Source organism: Ralstonia pickettii, from assembly GCF_016466415.2.
Classification (GTDB): Bacteria; Pseudomonadota; Gammaproteobacteria; order Burkholderiales; family Burkholderiaceae; genus Ralstonia; species Ralstonia pickettii.
The window spans coordinates 1,279,099-1,297,515 of the sequence record NZ_CP066772.2 but is presented as its reverse complement, the minus strand read 5'-3'; the positions used below and the strand labels follow the sequence as shown (position 1 = coordinate 1,297,515).

The window sequence follows — 18,417 nt, the reverse complement described above, 5'->3', positions numbered from 1 at the left end:
CATATCGAGGAAACCATGACCGCACGTCTTTCCCTGCTGGCCGCCGCAATCACGTCGGCAACGATGGCGTTTGCCACGTCGGCGTTCGCCAAGACCACGCTGACCGTGTACACGGCGCTGGAAGCTGACCAAGTGAAGGCGTACCAGGACGCCTTCGAGAAGGCCAATCCGGACATCGAAATCAAGTGGGTGCGCGACTCCACCGGCGTCGTCACCGCCAAGCTGCTGGCCGAGAAGAACAACCCGCGCGCCGACGTGGTGTGGGGCCTGGCCGCATCGAGCCTCGCCATCCTGGACAAGGAAGGCATGCTGACGCCTTACGCACCGGCCGATCTGGCGAAGATCGGTGCGACTTACCGCGACAAGGCCAACCCGCCGGCATGGGTAGGCATGGATGCCTGGGGCGCCGCCATCTGCTTCAACACCGTCGAAGCACAGAAGCAGAATCTGCCGAAGCCGACGTCGTGGGCCGACCTGACCAAGCCCGTCTATGCCGGCAAGATCGTCATGCCGAACCCGGCTTCGTCGGGCACCGGTTACCTGGACGTCAGCGCCTGGCTGCAGATGATGGGCGAGCAGAAGGGCTGGGCCTACATGGACGCGCTGCACCAGAACATCGGCCAGTACACGCACTCGGGCTCCAAGCCTTGCAAGATGGCAGCCTCGGGCGAGTTCCCGATCGGTATCGCATTTGAATACCGCGCAGTGAAATCGAAGAAGGAAGGCGCCCCGATCGATATCGTGTTGCCGTCGGAAGGCCTGGGTTGGGACGTGGAGGCGACCGGCATCATGAAGGGCACCAAGAACCTTGAAGCGGCCAAGAAGCTGGCTGACTTCTCGGCAAGCCCGGCTGCCATGGCGCTGTACGAGAAGAACTTTGCCGTGGTTGCCACGCCGGGCTTCTCCAAGCCGGATCCGCTGCTGCCGGCCGACTACGAGAAGCATCTGATCAAGAACGACTTTGCATGGGCCAGCGCCAACCGCGATCGCATCCTGGCCGAGTGGACGAAGCGCTACGACGGCAAGTCGGAGAAGAAGTAAGTGATTGAAGCTCCCGCAACTTCCGGGGGCCTGGATGCCAGCACCGACGTCGCGATTGTCGGGGCTGGCATTCTGGGCTTGGCGCATGCGGCCGCTGCCGTCAAACGCGGCCTGCGCGTGACGGTGTTCGAGCGCAGCGATATTGCCGTTGGCGCATCCATCCGCAATTTCGGTCAAATGCTGGTGACTGGCCAGCCGCCCGGCATCATGCTGGACCTTGCGCGCGAAAGCCGCGCGCTGTATCTCGACTGGGCCGACAAGGCCGGCATCTTTGCGCGAGCGAACGGTGCGTTGCTGTTTGCCCGCAATGCCGCAGAAGAAGACGTGCTGGACGAGTTCATGGCAACGCGTGCACCGGCCTTCGGCTACAACGTGAAGCTGCTGCGCAGCGCAGACCTAGCAAATCTCTACGATGGCCGTTTCCTGCGCCACCGCGCGGCGCTTCAGGGCGTCGACGATTTGCAGCTCTATTCGCGCGAAGCCATTCCGGCGTTGGCGTCGTGGCTTGCCAAGCAAGGCGTGCGTTTCCATTTCGGGACGCTGGTGCGCCATGTGGAAGGCGGCCGGCTGGAGACGACCGCTGGCGTGTGCAACGCCCAGCGTGTGGTTGTCTGCAGCGGTCACGATTACCAGACGCTGTGTGCTGACCAGCTTCGCACGCTGCAACCGCAGGTTTGCCGCCTGCAGATGCTGCGCGTCACGCCCGAAGACGGCTTCCGCCTGGAACACGCCGTGCTGACCGGCTTGTCATGCACGCACTACGGTGCCTTTGCAGACTTGCCGACCGCCCAGGCGCTGGCCATGCAGATCGAGCATCAGCGCCCGGAGCTGGCGCGTCATGGCATTCACCTGTTGGTGAGCCCGACGCCCTATGGTGACTGGATCGTTGGCGATTCGCACGACTACGGCCAGGACGCGCGCCCGTTCAATGCCGAATCGGTCGACAACATCTTGCTGGATCTCGCACGTGACACCTTTGGAGCCAAGCTGCGCGTGGTAGAGCGTTGGCAGGGCGTATACGGCGCGAAGTGCCGTGTGCCGGGCAGCGGCGCATTCTCCATTACCCGCGTGGATGACCGCACCACAGTCGCGCTGATGCACAGCGGCATTGGCATGAGCGTCGGACCGGCGCTCGCGCATCGGCATATGGATGCGCTCGTCGACGGCACCGAGCTGCCGCAATGGACGCCGCCGGCAAGCACGCCCGCAGCAGTGCCTGCCTGACGGAGCGTCGTTCACCAATAAGACGCCCGCACGGTTCACGCCGCGCGGGCGTTCTTGTTTTCAGGCAGGAAAGAGTTCGACGATGGGCCAGCCGCGCGATTCGGCCACGGCACGCAAAGTGCTGTCGGGGCTCACGGCCACCGGATGCGAAACGGCCTCGAGCAGCGGCAGGTCGTTGCGTGAATCGCTGTAGAACACGGTGCGCGTGAAATCCGTCATGCGCTGGCCGCGCTGTGCGAGCCATTCCGTGACGCGCACGATCTTGCCCGCGCCAAACGTGGCCGTGCCGAGCGGGTTACCCGTGAAGGCGCCATCGCTCTGGCCGTTGAGGGTCTCGCCTTCCACCGCCAGCAGATGTGGCACGTTGAACGCGGCGGCAATCGGCTCGGCCAGGTAGCGGTGCGTGGCGGTGACGATGCAGCAAAGATCGCCGGCGCGCAGGTGTGTATCGACCAGTTGCCGTGCGCTCGGCAGCACGGCGGGCGTGATGACTTCGCGCACGAACGTCGCACGCCAGGCGTCGAGCCGCGTGCGCGGGTGCTGGGCCAGCAGGCCGAGCGAGAAGCGCGCGTGTCGCGCAAAGTCGAGCGTGCCGTCGCGGTATTCCCGCATCCAGCGTTCGTTGGCTTGCTCGAACTCGTTTCGGTCCACCGCGCCCTGGGCGACCAGAAAGCGGCCCCATTCGTATTCGCTGTCAATGGGCAGCAGGGTGTGGTCCAGATCGAACAGGGCAAGCGATTGCATACAGCGGGCGGGCAGGGGCGGTTGAAAAACCGCGAGGTTACGGCCCTAGCGCGTCGCGGCTGTGTCCATCGCCATAACTTTGGCGATGAACGCATCGGCCTTTTTCGTCGGTGCCGGGGCACGCTGCGGGTCCAGGCAGTCGAGGAACGCTCGCACCAGACGTGCGTCCTTGCGCTCCTTCAGGAAGTACAGGTATTCGTGGATGACCGGCGCGTTGCCGGAAAACGGCAGCACGCGCACATCGGGCCGGCGCGGTGCCTCACGCGCGGGCACGATGCTGCACCCCAGCCCCCGGCTGATTGCTTCGTAGATGGCTTCCCGGCTGCCGATGATGCTCGTGCTGGCGGGCTCGATGCCGGCTGCGGTGAACGCGTCTTCGGTAACGCGGCGGGTGACGGAGCCCGGCTCGCGCATCAGCAATTGGCAGCCGGCAACGTCGTCCAGCGTGATGCCCGGGCGGCGTGCAAGTGGATGATCCAACGGCACCACCAGCACCATCGTGTCTTCGGCCAGCGTGATGCGATGCAGGCGTTCGTCGTCCACGGCGTGAGAGGAAACGGCCAGGTCGATACGTACTTCGGAGAGTGCCTCGAGCATCTGCTGCGAGTTGCCAAACTCGATCGTGATTTCGATCGTTGGATGGCGCGTTCGGAACGCCGCCACGCTGGGCAGGATGTAGTAAGGGCCCGTTGCGCCCACGCGCAGGTTGCCGGTGCGCAGATCGCCGGCATTGCGCAGGAGAAAATCGACGTCGCCTTCTTGCTGCGCGAGGCGCTCGACGATGGGCATGAGGCTCACGCCCAGATCGGACAGGTCCAGCCGGCTGCCGCGGCGGTGAAACAGTTCCACGCCGTACATCTCTTCCAGTTGGCGGATGCGTCCGGTCACGGTCGGCTGCGACAGGCGCAGGCGCTTGGCGGCCGACGTGACGCTGCCCTGGCGCGCTACTTCGAAGAAGGACATCAATAGATCGGCCAGCATGCTTGTGTTTCCCTGATATGTCTTTTCTTGATCGTCAGGCGCCCAGTCTAGGCAGCGTTTGTGACGCTACATGCGGTAAGACCTTACGGTCAGCCATGGACAGGCGCGCGGGCGGCGGCGATTGCCACGCGCAAGTCAACGTGGCGTGGGTCACATCGAAAAGGAAGGGCGCGCGAGGACGGCGCGGGCGCACATCGTGCTACCGTGTCCACCTATGCGCGTAATAGAGGAGAGACCATGCCGGTGCTGAAGGTCGACGTCGTCACGGCAGAAGAACGGCTGTACGAAGGCAATGCCAAGTTTGTGGTGATCCCCGGCACCGAGGGCGAACTGGGCATCTTGCCCGGCCATGAACGTCTGCTGACGCGCATGCGCCCGGGCAGTGTCCGCGTTACGCAGGAGAACAACGAAGAAGTGATCCTCTTTGTAGCCGGCGGCTTTGTGGACGTGCAACCGGAGCAGGTGATCGTGCTGGCAGACACCGCCGTGCGCGCACACGACCTGGATGAGGCGAAAGCGCAGCAGGCCCGCAAGGCGGCCGAGGAGCTTATGCAGAACAGCCAAAGCAAATTCGACTACGCACGCGCGCAGGCGGAGCTGGCCGAAGCCGTCGCGCAACTGGCCGCCATCGAGCGTTTGCGCAAGCGCCGCCGCTGAGGCTTGGCCATCACAAGAAAGGGGCCATGCTGCCCTGCACCACAACGGCGCTGACGTGTCGTCCCACCACGGGTGGGGTAAAGAACCGCGCCGGTTCTCCGTTTTAGAGCAGAACGATCGAATTTCCCGCCGAACGTCGCCCCACAGACGTGATCGGTTCCGCCGGTTCTGCTGATGTCGCCCCTTGTTGTGATTGCCCGTGCGCTTGGGCCTGGTTGCTTGAAACATCCGAGTGCAGAGCATTTGTTCTCGTTGCCAATGCGCTTGCCGTGGGCGCTGCTCGACCCGAGCCGAATTGCGCAAATGTTTGCGGTGGCGGTTACGTCGCTTTCCACGACAGCGCTGGCCCAAACAGACGCGACAGACCTGACCGCGTTGCCTATCGAACAACTCATGCAGGTGCAGGTCGTCACGGGCGCATCCAAGTACGCGCAAGCCGCGAATGAGGCGCCCGCCAACGTTTCGGTCATTACCGCGGCGGACATCAAAGCCTATGGCTGGCGCACGCTGGCCGACATCCTGGGGAGCCTTCCAGGGCTCTACACCAACTACGATCGCAGCTACAACACGCTTGGGGCGCGCGGCTTTCTACGGGCGGGCGACTACGACACCCGCTTCCTGTTGCTGATCGACGGTCATCGCACCAACGATCCGATCTTCGATCAGGCGGCCGTCGGCACCGAAGCCATCCTCAACGTCGACCTGATCGAGCGGGTGGAGTACGTGCCCGGAGCGGGCTCGGCGGTGTACGGGTCGAACGCGCTGTTCGGTGTGATCAACATCATCACCAAGCGCGGCCGTGACATCGACGGCGTGCAGGCCAGTGGATCGACCGGCAGCGCCAATGCGCGCGATGCCCGCCTGACGTGGGGCAAGCGAGCCGAGAACGGTGCCGAGTGGCTGCTGTCGGCCAGCGTGAGCGATGCCCCGGGCCGCGACCTGTACTTTGCCGAGTTCAATCAGCCCGGCGTGAGTGACGGTGTGGCCCGCGGCATGGATTTCGACCGCGCCAAGCGTCTGTTCGCCAAGGGCAGTTTCGGCGAGTTCGGGATGACCTTCGGCTACGTCGATCGGACGAAGGGCGTGCCGACTGCGCCGTACAACCAGAGCTTCAACGACCCGCGCTCGCGCGCTGTCGACACGCGGCAGATATTCAACGGCACCTGGCAACACGCACTGGACGACACGACCGACGTGTCCGCGCGGCTGTTCTGGGGGCGGTATGCGTCGCTGGGCGATTACACGTACAACCCGCCCCCGGCCGGTATCAACCGCGATGTGTTCGATACCGGGTGGTACGGCACGGAACTCAAGCTCGTGACGCGCCGTATCGAACGCCACACGCTGGTCATGGGTACCGAGCTGCAGCGCGACTACCGTGATGCAATGCGTAATTTCGATACGGTGCCCTACGTCAGTTACCTGGACGACCATCGCACCAACAACCGCGTGGGCGTATATGTGCAGGACCAATTCATGCTGCACCCGGACTGGCTGTTGGATACGGGCCTGCGCTACGACCATACGAGCTTCACGCCGGGCATCTTCAGCCCACGTGTGGGCCTGATCTGGCATGCCGCCCCAACGACCACCGTCAAGGCGATCTACGGCATGGCCTATCGCGCGCCGAACGATTACGAATTGAATTATCAGAGCAGCGCGCCCGGCGGCCAGCAGGCTACCCACGGGCTGTCGGCCGAACGCATCCGTACGTATGAAGCGGTCGTCGAGCAACAAGTGGCTGTGGGCGGCAAGGCGACGTTGTCGGTGTTTCAGAACAACGTTTCCAACCAGATCAGCCAGAGCGAAGACCCGAACACCGGGCTGCTCTACTTCAGCAACGTGGCGCGCGTGCGCACGCAGGGCGCAGAACTCGGCTACGAGCAGACCTGGCCGGGCGGCACGCGCCTGCGCACCAGCTACAGTTTCCAGCGTTCCGAAGTCATCGACACCGGCCAGACGCTGGCCAATTCGCCGCGTCACATGCTCAAGGTCAATGCCACCACGCCCGTGTGGCGTGACGACTGGCGCGCAGGGATCGAGGCGCGATACATCAGTAATCGGCTGACGACAACGGGCCAAGTGGGCGGTTACTGGATCGCCAACCTGACCTTGCTGGCGGCGCAGCTGGCACCCAATCTGGAGATGTCGGCCAGCGTCTACAACCTGTTCGATCGGCGCTATGCCGATCCGGCCGGGCCTGAGCAACCGCAGTCGTCGATCCAGCAGGATGGGCGTGCCTTTCGCGTGAAATTGACTTACACCTTCCGATGAACAGCCCGCACGGCAGCGTCCGACGCGCACGAAGACCCAGCCCGCGCAGGTTCTGCGCGGTGCTCGGTGCCGTGCTGGCGGGCGTGGCATGCATGGGCGCCACGCAGGCGCAGATGCAGGCCAGCGAGGTGCAGGTCAAGGCGGCATTCATCTATAACTTTGCGCTGTTCACCAACTGGCCGGCCGACGTCATGCAGGCCGATGCCCCCATGGTGGTATGCGTAACCGCCCAGCACCCGTTGCAGGCGGCCTTGGAAAAACTGACAGGAAAACCCGTGCGCGGACACCGCCTGGAAATCCGAAAGATCAACGACGGCACCGTTGCCGGCTGCCATGTCCTGGTGTTCGATACGCGCGCCTCGAACGGTGTGCGCGTCGATCCGGCCACGCCCGTGCTGACGGTGTCCGACAGCCCAAAGAGCGCGCGTGCACCCGGCACCCCCGAACCGATGATCGCCCTGACGCTGCATGACGACCGCGTGGTCTTCGACATCGATGCAGTGGCGGCACGGCAGGCCCGTCTTCAGATCAGCTCGCAACTGCTGCGCCTGGCGAGGAGCGTGCAATGAACGAGTCCATCACAACCTCTCCGCCGCGGCTGGGCCACTCGGTGGTGCGGGCCAACATGGCCGGTGCCGGTGCGGCGCTGACCATTGCCGGCTTTCTGCTCATCGTGTTCCAGTTCATTGCGCTGCATGCGGCGCTGGTGCGCGACGTGCACGTGCAGGCGCGCATCGTCGGTGCCAACAGCGTGGCCGCGCTGCTCTTCAACGACCGTCATGCGGCAGAAGAAACCCTGGCTGCGCTGGAGGCATCGCCGCCACTGCGCGCAGCTGGCATCTTCAGCGCACTGCGCAAGCCGTTGGCGTTGTACCAGCATGGCGACGCTGCGCAGGTGCGCGCCCCCGATGCCGCCATGCTGCGCGAGTCCGATGTGTCGACGCTCACCACGCTCGAAGTGGTCGAGCCGGTGGAGTCGGAACGCCGCGTGATCGGCTATGTGGTGGTGCGTTCCAGCCTGAGCGAGCTATACATGCAACTGCTCGGCTATGCCGTGTTGACCGTATCGGTCGGCATCGGTGCAATGGGCCTTGCGTATCTGGTGATCGCCCGTATGCGCCGCGCCGTGCTGCAGGCAGAGGCGCATCTGGATTACCTCGCCCACATCGATTCAGTGACCGAACTGCCGAACCGGCACGCCTTCAACGAACGCCTGCAGGTATCGCTCAAGCGCGCGGGCCAGGCCGGCGCGGTGGGACTGCTGCTGCTGGATCTGGACAACTTCAAGGTCGTCAACGACACGCTGGGCCACAACAACGGCGACCGCCTGCTGCGCCAGGTCGCACGGCGGCTGAATGACGTGATCGAGCAGGCCAACCTGCGCGCCGTGCTGTGCCGCATCGGCGGAGACGAGTTCGCGGTGATCGCAGAACTGTCGGGGCGTGCGCAGATTGCCGCGACGGAAGCCGCAACGCTGGCCGACGGGTTGGCCAAGCGCATTCTTGCCGCGCTGGCGGCGCCGTTTGCACTCGACCTGCACCAGATCTACGTGACGGCCAGCGTGGGCGTGAGCCTGTATCCGCATGACGCGCGCGACGTGCAGGCCCTGACGCGCAACGCCGACACGGCGATGTATCACGCCAAGAACCACGGCAAGAATGCGTCGGCGAGCTTCACATCGGAGATGGACCAACAGGCGCGCCGCCGCCTGCGTGTAGAGGCCGACCTGCGACGCGCGCTCGACCGCGACGAACTGCTGCTGGCCTACCAGCCGCAGGTGCGACTGCGCACGGAAGGTGCACACGATGCGGTGATCTCCAAGGCAAACGTCTACGGTGTCGAGGCGCTGGTGCGCTGGCGCCATCCGGAGATCGGCCTGATCGGCCCCGGCGAGTTCATCGCAGTGGCGGAAGAGACCGGCCTGATCGTGCCGCTGGGCCTGTGGGTGCTGCGTACAGCGTGCCAACAAGCCGTGCGCTGGATGCGTGAAGAAGGCATCACGCTGCGAGTGGCCGTCAACCTGTCGGCGCGGCAGACACGCGACCCTGCGCTCGTGGAAAACGTCATGGACGTGCTGCGCGAAACCGGCCTGCCGCCGCATCAGCTCGAACTCGAAATTACCGAGAGCGTACTGATGGAAGACATCGAGGCCAACATTGCGCTGCTCGAATCCCTGCACGCGGCCGGCATCAGTCTGTCGATCGACGATTTCGGCACCGGGTATTCGTCGCTGGCGTATCTGCAGCGTTTCCCGATCCAGAAACTCAAGATCGACCGCAGCTTCGTGCAGCGCATGCCCGGCGACGGCGAGGCCATTGCCGGCGCGGTGATCGCCATGGCGCACAGCCTGCGCATGCAGGTGGTGGCCGAAGGCGTGGAAGACCCCGAGCAGCTCGCTTTGCTGCGCGACGCTGGCTGCGACCTGGGCCAGGGCTACCTGTTCTCGCGCCCGCAGCAAGCCGACGCGTTGCTGGCGTGGCTCAACCGGCTGGACAGCGCCGAGGACGAAGGCAGCGCAGCGTTTGCTGACGGTGAGGCGGCGCCGAGCACGTCGTTGCCGTCGTCGTTGGCGGGGTAACTTCTCTCGCGGAAGACGGTTTTCGGAATTAACCCATTTGGTACAATAACCAACTAGGTTAAGTTGGCGTGCATGGAAAAACGTACGCCGCACGCCAAGCTGTCGCTCATTCGTGAATTGATTCGATCGGGCAGCGTGCGCGCGACACGCAGCGCATACGAGGGGGCACTCGAACTCGGCATTACGGATCTGGCGGGCATGTGCGCAGTCGTCATGACGCTGACGCCCCACAGCTTTTACAAGAGCATGACGACCCATGCCGACCACCGCGTGTGGCAAGACGTCTATCACACAAAGGCGCGTGGGCAAGACGTCTACCTGAAGCTGACCGTGGTTGATGGCGTGCTGATCGTTTCCTTCAAGGAGCTTTGACCATGAAATGCCCGAGCTGCGGTGCCGCCGAGCTGGTCCATGACACACGCGATGTGCCGTACGCCTACAAGGGGGAGACCACCGTCATCCCCTCCGTGACTGGAGAGTTCTGCCCTGCATGCGACGAGATCGTGCTCGAACGCGAGCAGGGCGACCGGTATGGCGAACTGGTGTCGGCCTTTCAGCGCCAGGTGAATGCCACCTATGTTGACCCGGCCTACATTGCGGCGGTGCGGCGCAAACTGAATCTGGACCAGCGCGAGGCCGCCGAGATTTTTGGTGGCGGCGTCAATGCGTTCTCGCGCTATGAGACCGGGAAGACGAAACCGTCTCTGGCGCTGGTGAAACTCTTGAAGCTTCTCGATCACCACCCCGATTTGCTGGCTGAAATCAAGACAGCTTGATCGCGCTCCAAAGAAAAAGCCCGCCAATGTGCGGGCTCTTTTTCGGCCACCATCGGGCACGTTCAAGCAGCAGCCCGCCGCGCCGCGCGCGTTGCGCCGGCTGTCAGCACCACCACGGCCGCGAGGATGATGCCCGTTGCGCCCAGCGTCTGCGGTGCGACGACTTCATCGGCCAGCCATGCGCCCATCAGCAGGGCGATGGGCGGGTTCACATATACATAGCTTGTCGCCATGACGGTGGACACGCGTTCCACCAGCGCCATGTAGGCCGTGAACGCGATGGCCGAGCCGAACACCACAAGGTAGCCCCACGCAAGCGTGGCATGCGTGCCGATGTGGCTGGGCCACGTTTCGCCGGTGAGGAGGCTGAGCACGACGAGTGCCACGCCCCCAAAGGCCATCTCCAATACGAAAGCCGTCATGCCCTTGGGCATGTCGATGCGCTTGGAGAGCTGCGAGCCGAACGACCATGACGCAATGGCGGTGGTCAGCGCGAGCACGCCGACCGTGCTGGCCTGAAATTCCGCTCCGCGAAACAGCACCGCAATCCCGATGCTGCCCAGCGCAATCGCGCCAATTTCATACGCCCGCAGGCGGCCGCCGGCCAGCAGCGTCCACAGCGTGGAGAACAGCGGCATGGACGCGATCATCACCGTGGTCGCACCCGACGAGATGGTCTGCTCGGCCACCGCCGTCATGCCCATGCCGCCCACCAGCATGAACGCGCCGATCAACGCGCAGTTGCGGACCTGGCGCAAGGTCGGCCGTTCTTCGGGCCGCTTGCGCTGTCGCAGGATGACCAGCGGGGCGAGCAGCACCGCCGCAGCCAAAAAGCGCGAGCCCATCATCAGAAAGGGCGGCAGATCGGTCAGCGCAAAACGGATGGCGAGATACGTTGTGCCCCACACCACGTAGGTGATGAGCAGGCACAGGGCGATGAAGGGGGACATGACGGAACCTCTGGGAGGAAGTCCCGATGCTACGCAAGGCGGCCTTATGCGCAAAACGAGTTTTGTTATCACTCGTTGTGAACATTGTTAGCAAGCAAGTGAGCTGAGGCGTGTGTGGAGTTTGGAACTCCAATCATGGGGTTCCAGACCTCGCGTTCCCGGTTATGAACCCGGCGTGCGGGGTTTGGAACCCCATGCACGGCGTTCAGAACCTCAATGTTGGCGTTCGCACTACGAGTTATCGAGGTTCTGAACGCCACCCGTCACGTTCCGAACGCCAACGGTGCGGTTCGGAACCTCAAGCGTGGCGTCCGGAACCTCAAGCGTGGAGTGTTGGAACTTCAAGTGTCGAGTTCAGAACGCCAAGCGTGACGTTCCGAACCTTGGCGGCCAGTTAGATGACCCGGAAACCGTGCGTTCCGTCGCGCCGCAGCTGCTCGACCAGCCCGAACTCCCAGTCCAGATAGGCCTGCATCGCGGTACGCGGCGCGCTCGTGCCTTCGTACGGGCGGCGATAGCGGTCGATGCGGTCTGAGGCAAGGCGGGTCTCGCCGGCTTCAACGGGCAGGCCGGCCGCCACCCAGGCTGCGGTGCCGCCGTCGAGCACCCAGACCTCGGCATGCGTCAGCTTGGCGAGGTCGGCGGCGGCAAAGCGGGCGAGCTGGCTGGAACCGCACGTCAGCACATAGCGGCGTGCGGCCGGGATGCGTTCCAGCGCGGCGGGCAAGTCTGAACGTACGGCAAACCACGCGCCCGGAATATGCCGCGCAACGTAGTTGGCGCTGCGTGTGACGTCGATGACGGCGGTGTCGCCCGCTTCGAGCCAGCCTGCCAGAGCGCGGGCGTCAACGGTGCGCACGGCGGGGGGCGGCGGGGCAGGTGTCTGCCACGTCCCGGTCACGCTGCGCTCGCTCGCGTCGACCGGATCGACGACATAAACCTCCCAGCCCATCTGTGCGAGCCACGAGGCGGACATGTCGGCGCGCACGCCGTCGTCATCGGCCAGCACGATGCGCGCGCCGCGCACGGCGGCGGTGTGATCGGTTTCCTGCACGAGCTGGCCGCCGGGCGCGCTGGCAAAGCCGGGCAGGTGGCCGGCGGCGTATTCCTCGGGCGTGCGCACGTCGAGCTTGTAGACCGTGCGGTCCGGGGTCTCCAGTTTGGCAACGTCAGCCAGCGCAATACGCGGCACGTTGGCGCGTTCAGCCACGGCGCGCGCATCGGCCTGTGCCTGCGCGCGTGTTTCGACAGACACCTCCTGCAGGTGACGACGGCTGGCGCCATGGTCGAGCACCTGATCGGCCAGCAGCCAGCCGATGGTGCCATTGCGCAGTGCCGCCACCGGGTTGGGGATGCCGGCATTCACGAGCGATTGCGTGCCGATGATGCTGCGCGTGCGTCCCGCGCAATTGACGATGACCTGCGTGGTCGGGTCCGGTGCCAGCTCGCGGATGCGCAACACCAGCTCGGCACCCGGCACGCTCGTCGCCGTGGGGATGCTCATGGTCTGAAACTCTTCATAGCGGCGCGAATCGACGATCACCACGTCGCGCCTGGCATCAAGCAGCGCCTTGACTTCCTGCGCGCTGAGCGACGGCGTGTGGCGGTGTGCCTCCACGTATTCGCCAAAGGATTTGCTCGGCACGTTCACGTCCTGGAACACTTCGCCGCCGGCTGCGCGCCAGCCATCGAGTTCGCCTTCGAGCAGGTACACGCGCGTATAGCCGAGTTCAGCCAGCTTGGCCGCCGCGCGCGGGGCGAGGTCCACGCCATCGTGCACGCCGTACAGCACGATCAACGTATCGCGGCGCGGAATGCGCGACCACGCTTCCAGCTCCAGCCGGGAGAGCGGGAGGTTGGCTGCCCACAGCGGATGCGCCTGGGCATACGGGTCTTCCTCGCGGACGTCGACCAGCGCGATCTCCTTGCGGGCCAGCAGGGCGGCGCGCACGTCGGCATACGCCAGCGTCGGGACGTGGGTTTCGGCCAGCGGTGCAGCGACCGGCGATTCGATGGCGTCGATAGCGTCGATGATGGTGCTCATGATGCGGGCGTGTCCTTGGAACGGTCCCAGAGATTGGGCAGATGGGTATTCGAATAGCCGGAGACGAACGGCTTGCGCTCGCCGTCTTCCGTATAGACGGAGCGGTGGATGCCGCCGATGTTACCGCCGTAGACGTGGATGCTGATCGACGTGCGGTCGTCAAAGGCGTTGTGCACGCGGTGGATGTCACCCACGCGCGGCGAGACGTGCTCCACCGCGCCGGGCTCCAGGCGGATCGCCGGGCCGTCGGGTTGGGGTTTGCCTTGGGCGTCGAGCTTGAACGGCTGCGAGTATTCGGCGCCGCGCAGCATGCCGATCAGACCCCACGTGGTGTGGTCGTGAATGGGTGTGCGCTGGCCCGGGCCCCAGACAAAGCTGACGATGGAAAAGCGCTCGCCGGAATCGGCATGCAGGAGGAACTGCTGGAAGTGCTCGGGGTGCGGCTGGGCGTATTCAGCGGGCAACCAGTCGTCGCGGGCGACAAGCGCACTGAGCAGGGCGCCGGCGCGCGAGAGGATTTCGGCTTCGGTCGGTTGCTGATCCAGCAGGCGCGACAGCGCCGTCACGAACTCACGCAGCGGCGCGATGGACTGTGTTTGTGCGGGTGCCGCAGAGGAAGCAGCAGCGGAAACAGTGGCGAGTACGGGCGTGCTCATCGACAGGTTCCTGATGTGGGATTTTTGGGCATCTTGCTGGACTTGGTTGGCGGCGTCCAGCTAAACCCCGAGCGCAGTACGGCCGGCTGCCAGCAGGATGGAGTCGTTCTGCGGCGTGTGAATGCGGCTGCACAGCACATCGCGATAGTGGCGCTCGAGCGGGTTGTGGCGCGACAGCCCGTGATTGCCGGACACCTGCAGCGCCAACTCCACGGCGCGGATCGCGTTGGTGGTGACGGTGTACTTGAGCAGCCCGCTGTCAGTGATGGAAAGCGGCGCGCCCGCATCGGCGGCTTCGGCTGCATGATCGAGCAGCACGCGGTTGGTTTGCAGCGCGGCGGCAACCTCGCCCACCACTTCCTGCATGCGCGGCAGCGTGGCCAGCGGCCCGCCCAGGTTGGCCGGTGCCCGCGTGTTCAGAAACTGGATGAGCCAGTCGCGCGCGGCCTGCGCCACGGCGTCGTACAGGCTGCCGAGCAGCACGTTCATCCAGGCTTGCTGGTCGAGTTGCGCGCCCGTGTCGGCTTGCGCGGCACTGTGCGCTGCCCATTCCGAAGCAGGGCGGATATCGACGGCGTGGTCGAGCGGAATCTCCACATCTTCGAGGATGACGTCGTGGCTGCCCGAGGCGCGCAGGCCGAGGTGGTTCCAGGTTTCTTCGATGCGGATACCTGGTGTTTCCGGCAACGGACGCGGCACGAGAAAGATCCCCACGCGCGGCTCGGCCTCATCGGTGCGGCCCCACACGGACAGCCAGCGCAGGGCAGGGCTGCCGGTGCTGTAAAGCTTGCGGCCCCGGATGCGCCAGTTGTTGCCCACACGCGTTGCCACTGTGGCGGGCAAACCGCCGCGTGCGGGCGTGCCGAGGTCGGGCTCCACGCGCAGCGCGTTGATCAGCGCGCCTTCATTCAGCGCAGTCGCAAACACCTGTTGCCTGACATGCGCGGGCCAGCGTGTATCGGCACGCGCAATGGCGCGGTGCTGTAGGTACGTCATGGTCAGCACCAGCGCGGTGGCTGCATCGGCATGCGCGATGGACGCAATGATCTGGCGTGCCGTTTTCAGGCCCGCGCCGCCACCGCCATGCGTTTGCGGAATGACCTGCGCGATCAACCCCGAAGCATGCAGCAACGCAAAGTTTTCGTGCGGAAAGCTGCCCTGCAGATCGTGCTGTGCGGCGGACGCGGCCAGCTGCGGAGCAATGGTGGCCAGCACTTCGGCAAGCCGGTCGGGCGGCGTTGGCAGACGATGCAAGGGAGCAGGCGACATGGCGATGCAATGTGCGAAGCAGGTGACATTGGCGCACAGCGTATCCGGGTTGCCAGCCGTCACGAACGACCTATGCCGTATATGCAGCGTTGAAATTATTCGTTAGTGCAATGCAGGTGGTGACGTAACTTCATTCGCATTCATGGCGGGGCGCAATGCCTCGCAAGTCTTCTAACGATATGCGGAACGGAGCCAGCATGAGCGTCGATTTCATCGGCATGATCCAGAGCCAGAAGCAGTCGGAAATTCACCCGCCCGATCCGAACGGGCCCGTGATCGACCGCGATTACGTGCGTGCCTTTGCCCAGGCGCATGAGCAGGCAGGCTTTGACCGCATTCTGGTGCCGCATCACTCGACGGGCCCGTCGGCCACGCTCACGATTTCGTATGCAGCGGCGTTGACGGAGCGCATTCACTTCATGCTCGCGCACCGGCCCGGGTTTACCAATCCGACGCTGGCTGCGCGCCAGATCGCCACGCTGGACCAGTTCACCGGTGGCCGCCTGGGCGTGCACTTTATCTCGGGCGGGTCCGACAGCGAGCAACGTCGCGATGGCGACTACCTCGACCACGACCAGCGCTACGCGCGCACAGCCGAATATCTCGGCATCCTGCGGCGCATCTGGACAGAATCGAAGCCGTTCGACCACGAGGGCGCTTTCTATCGCTTCGAGCAAGGCTTCTCCGAGGTGAAGCCCGCGCAAAAGCCCCATGTGCCGATCTACTTCGGTGGTGCTTCGGACGTGGCCGTCGAGGTGGCCGGCAAGCATGCCGACGTGTATGCGCTGTGGGGTGAATCGCTCGACCAGGTGCGCGATCTGACAACGCGCGTGCGGGCCGAAGCCGCCAAGCACGGGCGCAGCATCCGGTTCTCGGTGTCGTTCCGCCCGATCCTGGCGGAAACGGAAGACGCCGCCTGGGCACGGGCAGAGAGCATCCTTGAGCGGACGCGCGCGCTGCGTGTGCAGCAGGGCTACAGCCGAGGCGGCCCGCAACAGAGCGAGGGCGCACGCCGCCTGCTCGCGGCTGCCGAACAAGGCGAGCGCGTCGACAAACGTTTGTGGACGGCTATCGCCAAGGAAACCGGCGGACGCTCCAATTCCACTGCGCTCGTCGGCACGCCGGAGCAGGTGGCCGATGCGCTGCTCGACTACTACGACCTGGGCGTCACCACCTTCCTGATCCGCGGTTTTGATCCGCTGGAAGACGTGGTGGATTACGGTCGCACGCTCATCCCGCGTGTGCGCGAGCTGGTCGCGCAGCGTGATGCGCAGCGCAAGGCCGCATGAGGCACGGGCATGAGCGCAGTCTTCTCCATCGAGCGCCCGGCATCGTCCACGCTCAAGCTGAACAGCACGCCGCAGCAGAAGTTCTGGTTTGATCCGCCCGCCACGCGGCCGACGCTCGAGGCCGAGCGGCGCCATCGGCAGGAGCGGCTTGCGGGGGCGTTCCGCCTGTTTGCGCGGCACGGCTTCGACCTCGGGCTGGCGGGGCACATCACCGCACGCGACCCGGAGTTGACGGACCACTTCTGGGTCAACCCGCTGGGGGTGCATTTCTCGCGCATCAAGGTGTCGGACCTCCTGCTCGTGAACGCGCGTGGCGAGACCGTCATCGGCAACCGGCCGCTGAACAAGGCGGCGTTTGCGATTCATGCGGCGATTCACGAAGCGCATCCGCACATCGTGGCTGCGGCGCACACCCATTCGACCTACGGCAAGGCGTGGTCGACCCTGGGCCGGCCGCTGGATCCGCTCACGCAGGACGCATGCTCGTTCTATGAAGATCACGCGCTGTTCGACGACTTCACCGGCATGGTGGTCGATTCCAGCGAAGGCGAGCGCATTGCGCATGCGCTCACCAAGCCCGACGGCGGCACGCACAAGGGCGTGATCCTGAAGAACCACGGCATCCTCACGGCAGGCCCGACGGTGGAAGCCGCAGCGTGGTGGTACATCGCGCTGGACAACGCTGCCCACACGCAACTGCTTGCCGAAGCCGCGGGCACGCCGCAGCCCATCGATGCCGCCACCGCGCGCCACACCCACAGCCAGGTGGGCGGCCAGGAGGGTGCGCTGCACGCGTTCGAAAGCCTTTACGCCGGCCTGGTCGCGGCCGAGCCGGACGTGCTCGATTAAGCCGTCGCCTGACAGAACAGATCGAACACATCGAACACATCATCACGGGGAGCATTCAATGAGCGAAGAGACCGCGGGCATCTCGCGCCGCAAGATATTGCACGCAGCGGCCGCCACGGCGCTGGCCGCACCGGCATTGATCCTGGGCCGCAAGGCCTACTCGCAACAGCGCAAGCTGACGTTTGCGTGGAACCAGAACTCGTTTTGCCTGACGCCCATCGTGGTAGCGCAGGAACGCGGCTTCTTCGAAAAGAACGGACTGCACGTCGATCTGATCAACTACAGCGGCTCGACCGATCAACTGCTCGAATCCATCGCCACAGGCAAGGCGGACGCTGCAGTCGGCATGATCCACCGCTGGCTCAAGCCGCTGGAGGCGGGCTTTGACGTGAAGATCATCGGCAGCTCGCATGGCGGTTGTGTGCGGCTTGTGGGTTCCAAGGCGGCAGGCGTCACCAGCCTGGCGGCGCTCAGGGGAAAGACCGTGGGTGTGAGCGATCTTGCCGCGCCGGGCAAGCACTTCTTCACCATCCTGCTGGCCAAGAACGGGATTGACCCGGACAAGGACATCACCTGGCGCCAGTACCCGGCCGACCTGCTGGGCGTGGCGGTGGATAAAGGCGAGATCCAGGCGATTGCCGACGGCGATCCGAACCTCTACCTGCTGGAGAAACGTACGAACGGCGCGTATGTGGAACTGGCCACGAACCTCTCCGGTGAATACGCACGCAAGGTCTGCTGTGTCATCGGCGCACGGGGCGAACTGGTGCGCAATGACCGTCCGGCAGCATCAGCACTGGCGCGTTCGATTGTGCAGGCCACGGACTTCGTCAACGAGAACCCGAATGAGGCCGCCAAGGTGTTTGCCAAGTATTCGCCCAAGGTGGCACTGGACGACTTGCGCAAGCTCTACGCCACGCTCACGTACACGCATCACCCGACCGGCATCGACCTGCGCGACGAGATCGCCTTCTACGCGGAAGACTTCCGCCGCATCGGCGTCATCAAGAAGACCACCGATCCGCAGCGCCTTGCGCAGCACGTGTACGTGAATGTGCTGGCCTGACACACGGCACATGAGCAGA

General features: G+C 64.7%; 17 protein-coding genes. 11 read left to right on the top strand and 6 right to left on the bottom strand.

The features are described from left to right. The first annotated feature begins 15 nt into the window (after positions 1-15). Entirely contained in the window at positions 16-1,041 is a 1,026-nt protein-coding gene (locus RP6297_RS22025; protein ID WP_009241857.1) for a putative 2-aminoethylphosphonate ABC transporter substrate-binding protein, read from the top strand. Next, positions 1,042-2,265 carry a TIGR03364 family FAD-dependent oxidoreductase gene (locus tag RP6297_RS22020; RefSeq protein WP_009241856.1) on the top strand — a complete coding sequence of 408 codons (1,224 nt, stop codon included), beginning with the start codon at positions 1,042-1,044 and terminating at the stop codon, positions 2,263-2,265. Between the two features lie 60 nt (positions 2,266-2,325). On the opposite strand, the gene RP6297_RS22015 is transcribed toward RP6297_RS22020, so the two are convergent. Together RP6297_RS22015 and RP6297_RS22010 are read right to left on the bottom strand one after the other, a co-directional pair. Further along, positions 2,326-3,009, bottom strand: a complete 684-nt coding sequence (locus tag RP6297_RS22015) for an HAD family hydrolase (RefSeq protein ID WP_009241855.1) — start codon at positions 3,007-3,009, stop codon at positions 2,326-2,328. Between the two features lie 45 nt (positions 3,010-3,054). Next, positions 3,055-3,990, bottom strand: coding sequence for a LysR substrate-binding domain-containing protein (locus RP6297_RS22010; protein ID WP_009241854.1), 936 nt, complete (start codon positions 3,988-3,990; stop codon positions 3,055-3,057). 237 nt (positions 3,991-4,227) lie between these two features. Between RP6297_RS22010 and RP6297_RS22005 the strand changes: the two genes are divergently transcribed. The 6 genes from RP6297_RS22005 (at position 4,228) to RP6297_RS21980 (ending at position 10,275) form a co-directional block, all read left to right on the top strand. Further along, positions 4,228-4,647: a F0F1 ATP synthase subunit epsilon gene (locus RP6297_RS22005; RefSeq protein ID WP_004633929.1), complete on the top strand. Its 420-nt coding sequence runs from the start codon at positions 4,228-4,230 to the stop codon at positions 4,645-4,647. A 258-nt stretch (positions 4,648-4,905) separates the two neighbouring features. After that, the gene (locus RP6297_RS22000; RefSeq protein ID WP_009241853.1) at positions 4,906-6,921 is read left to right on the top strand and encodes a TonB-dependent receptor plug domain-containing protein; all 2,016 of its coding nucleotides are present in this window, start codon (positions 4,906-4,908) and stop codon (positions 6,919-6,921) included. After that, a complete protein-coding gene (locus RP6297_RS21995) occupies positions 6,918-7,490 on the top strand; it encodes a YfiR family protein (protein WP_009241852.1) in 573 nt (190 codons plus the stop codon). The genes RP6297_RS22000 and RP6297_RS21995 overlap by 4 nt, the downstream gene beginning before the upstream one ends. Beyond that, positions 7,487-9,499: a putative bifunctional diguanylate cyclase/phosphodiesterase gene (locus RP6297_RS21990; RefSeq protein ID WP_009241851.1), complete on the top strand. Its 2,013-nt coding sequence runs from the start codon at positions 7,487-7,489 to the stop codon at positions 9,497-9,499. Before RP6297_RS21995 ends, RP6297_RS21990 begins: the two co-directional genes overlap by 4 nt. A 72-nt stretch (positions 9,500-9,571) precedes the next feature. Further along, complete coding sequence (locus RP6297_RS21985) at positions 9,572-9,871, top strand: type II toxin-antitoxin system MqsR family toxin (protein WP_009241850.1); 300 nt, start codon at positions 9,572-9,574, stop codon at positions 9,869-9,871. 2 nt (positions 9,872-9,873) lie between these two features. Further along, positions 9,874-10,275 carry a type II toxin-antitoxin system MqsA family antitoxin gene (locus tag RP6297_RS21980; RefSeq protein WP_009241849.1) on the top strand — a complete coding sequence of 134 codons (402 nt, stop codon included), beginning with the start codon at positions 9,874-9,876 and terminating at the stop codon, positions 10,273-10,275. A 62-nt stretch (positions 10,276-10,337) separates the two neighbouring features. On the opposite strand, the gene RP6297_RS21975 is transcribed toward RP6297_RS21980, so the two are convergent. From RP6297_RS21975 to RP6297_RS21960, 4 genes are all read right to left on the bottom strand, one after another. Further along, on the bottom strand, positions 10,338-11,225 hold the full coding sequence (locus RP6297_RS21975) for an EamA family transporter (protein WP_009241848.1): 888 nt from the start codon (positions 11,223-11,225) through the stop codon (positions 10,338-10,340). 394 nt (positions 11,226-11,619) lie between these two features. Next, positions 11,620-13,269, bottom strand: coding sequence for a rhodanese-related sulfurtransferase (locus tag RP6297_RS21970; protein WP_009241847.1), 1,650 nt, complete (start codon positions 13,267-13,269; stop codon positions 11,620-11,622). Further along, positions 13,266-13,925 carry a cysteine dioxygenase family protein gene (locus tag RP6297_RS21965; RefSeq protein WP_004633942.1) on the bottom strand — a complete coding sequence of 220 codons (660 nt, stop codon included), beginning with the start codon at positions 13,923-13,925 and terminating at the stop codon, positions 13,266-13,268. Before RP6297_RS21965 ends, RP6297_RS21970 begins: the two co-directional genes overlap by 4 nt. A gap of 60 nt (positions 13,926-13,985) precedes the next feature. Further along, positions 13,986-15,194, bottom strand: coding sequence for an acyl-CoA dehydrogenase family protein (locus RP6297_RS21960; protein WP_037028908.1), 1,209 nt, complete (start codon positions 15,192-15,194; stop codon positions 13,986-13,988). Between the two features lie 197 nt (positions 15,195-15,391). Here RP6297_RS21960 and RP6297_RS21955 point away from each other — a divergent pair, with 197 nt between their 5' ends. From RP6297_RS21955 to RP6297_RS21945, 3 genes are read left to right on the top strand one after another with little or no spacing between them, the layout of a single operon-like run. Next, the gene (locus RP6297_RS21955) at positions 15,392-16,483 is read left to right on the top strand and encodes an LLM class flavin-dependent oxidoreductase (RefSeq protein ID WP_009241845.1); all 1,092 of its coding nucleotides are present in this window, start codon (positions 15,392-15,394) and stop codon (positions 16,481-16,483) included. A gap of 9 nt (positions 16,484-16,492) precedes the next feature. Continuing rightward, complete coding sequence (locus RP6297_RS21950; RefSeq protein ID WP_009241844.1) at positions 16,493-17,332, top strand: class II aldolase/adducin family protein; 840 nt, start codon at positions 16,493-16,495, stop codon at positions 17,330-17,332. Between the two features lie 58 nt (positions 17,333-17,390). Beyond that, positions 17,391-18,398, top strand: a complete 1,008-nt coding sequence (locus RP6297_RS21945; RefSeq protein ID WP_009241843.1) for an ABC transporter substrate-binding protein — start codon at positions 17,391-17,393, stop codon at positions 18,396-18,398. The last annotated feature ends 19 nt before the right edge of the window (positions 18,399-18,417 follow it).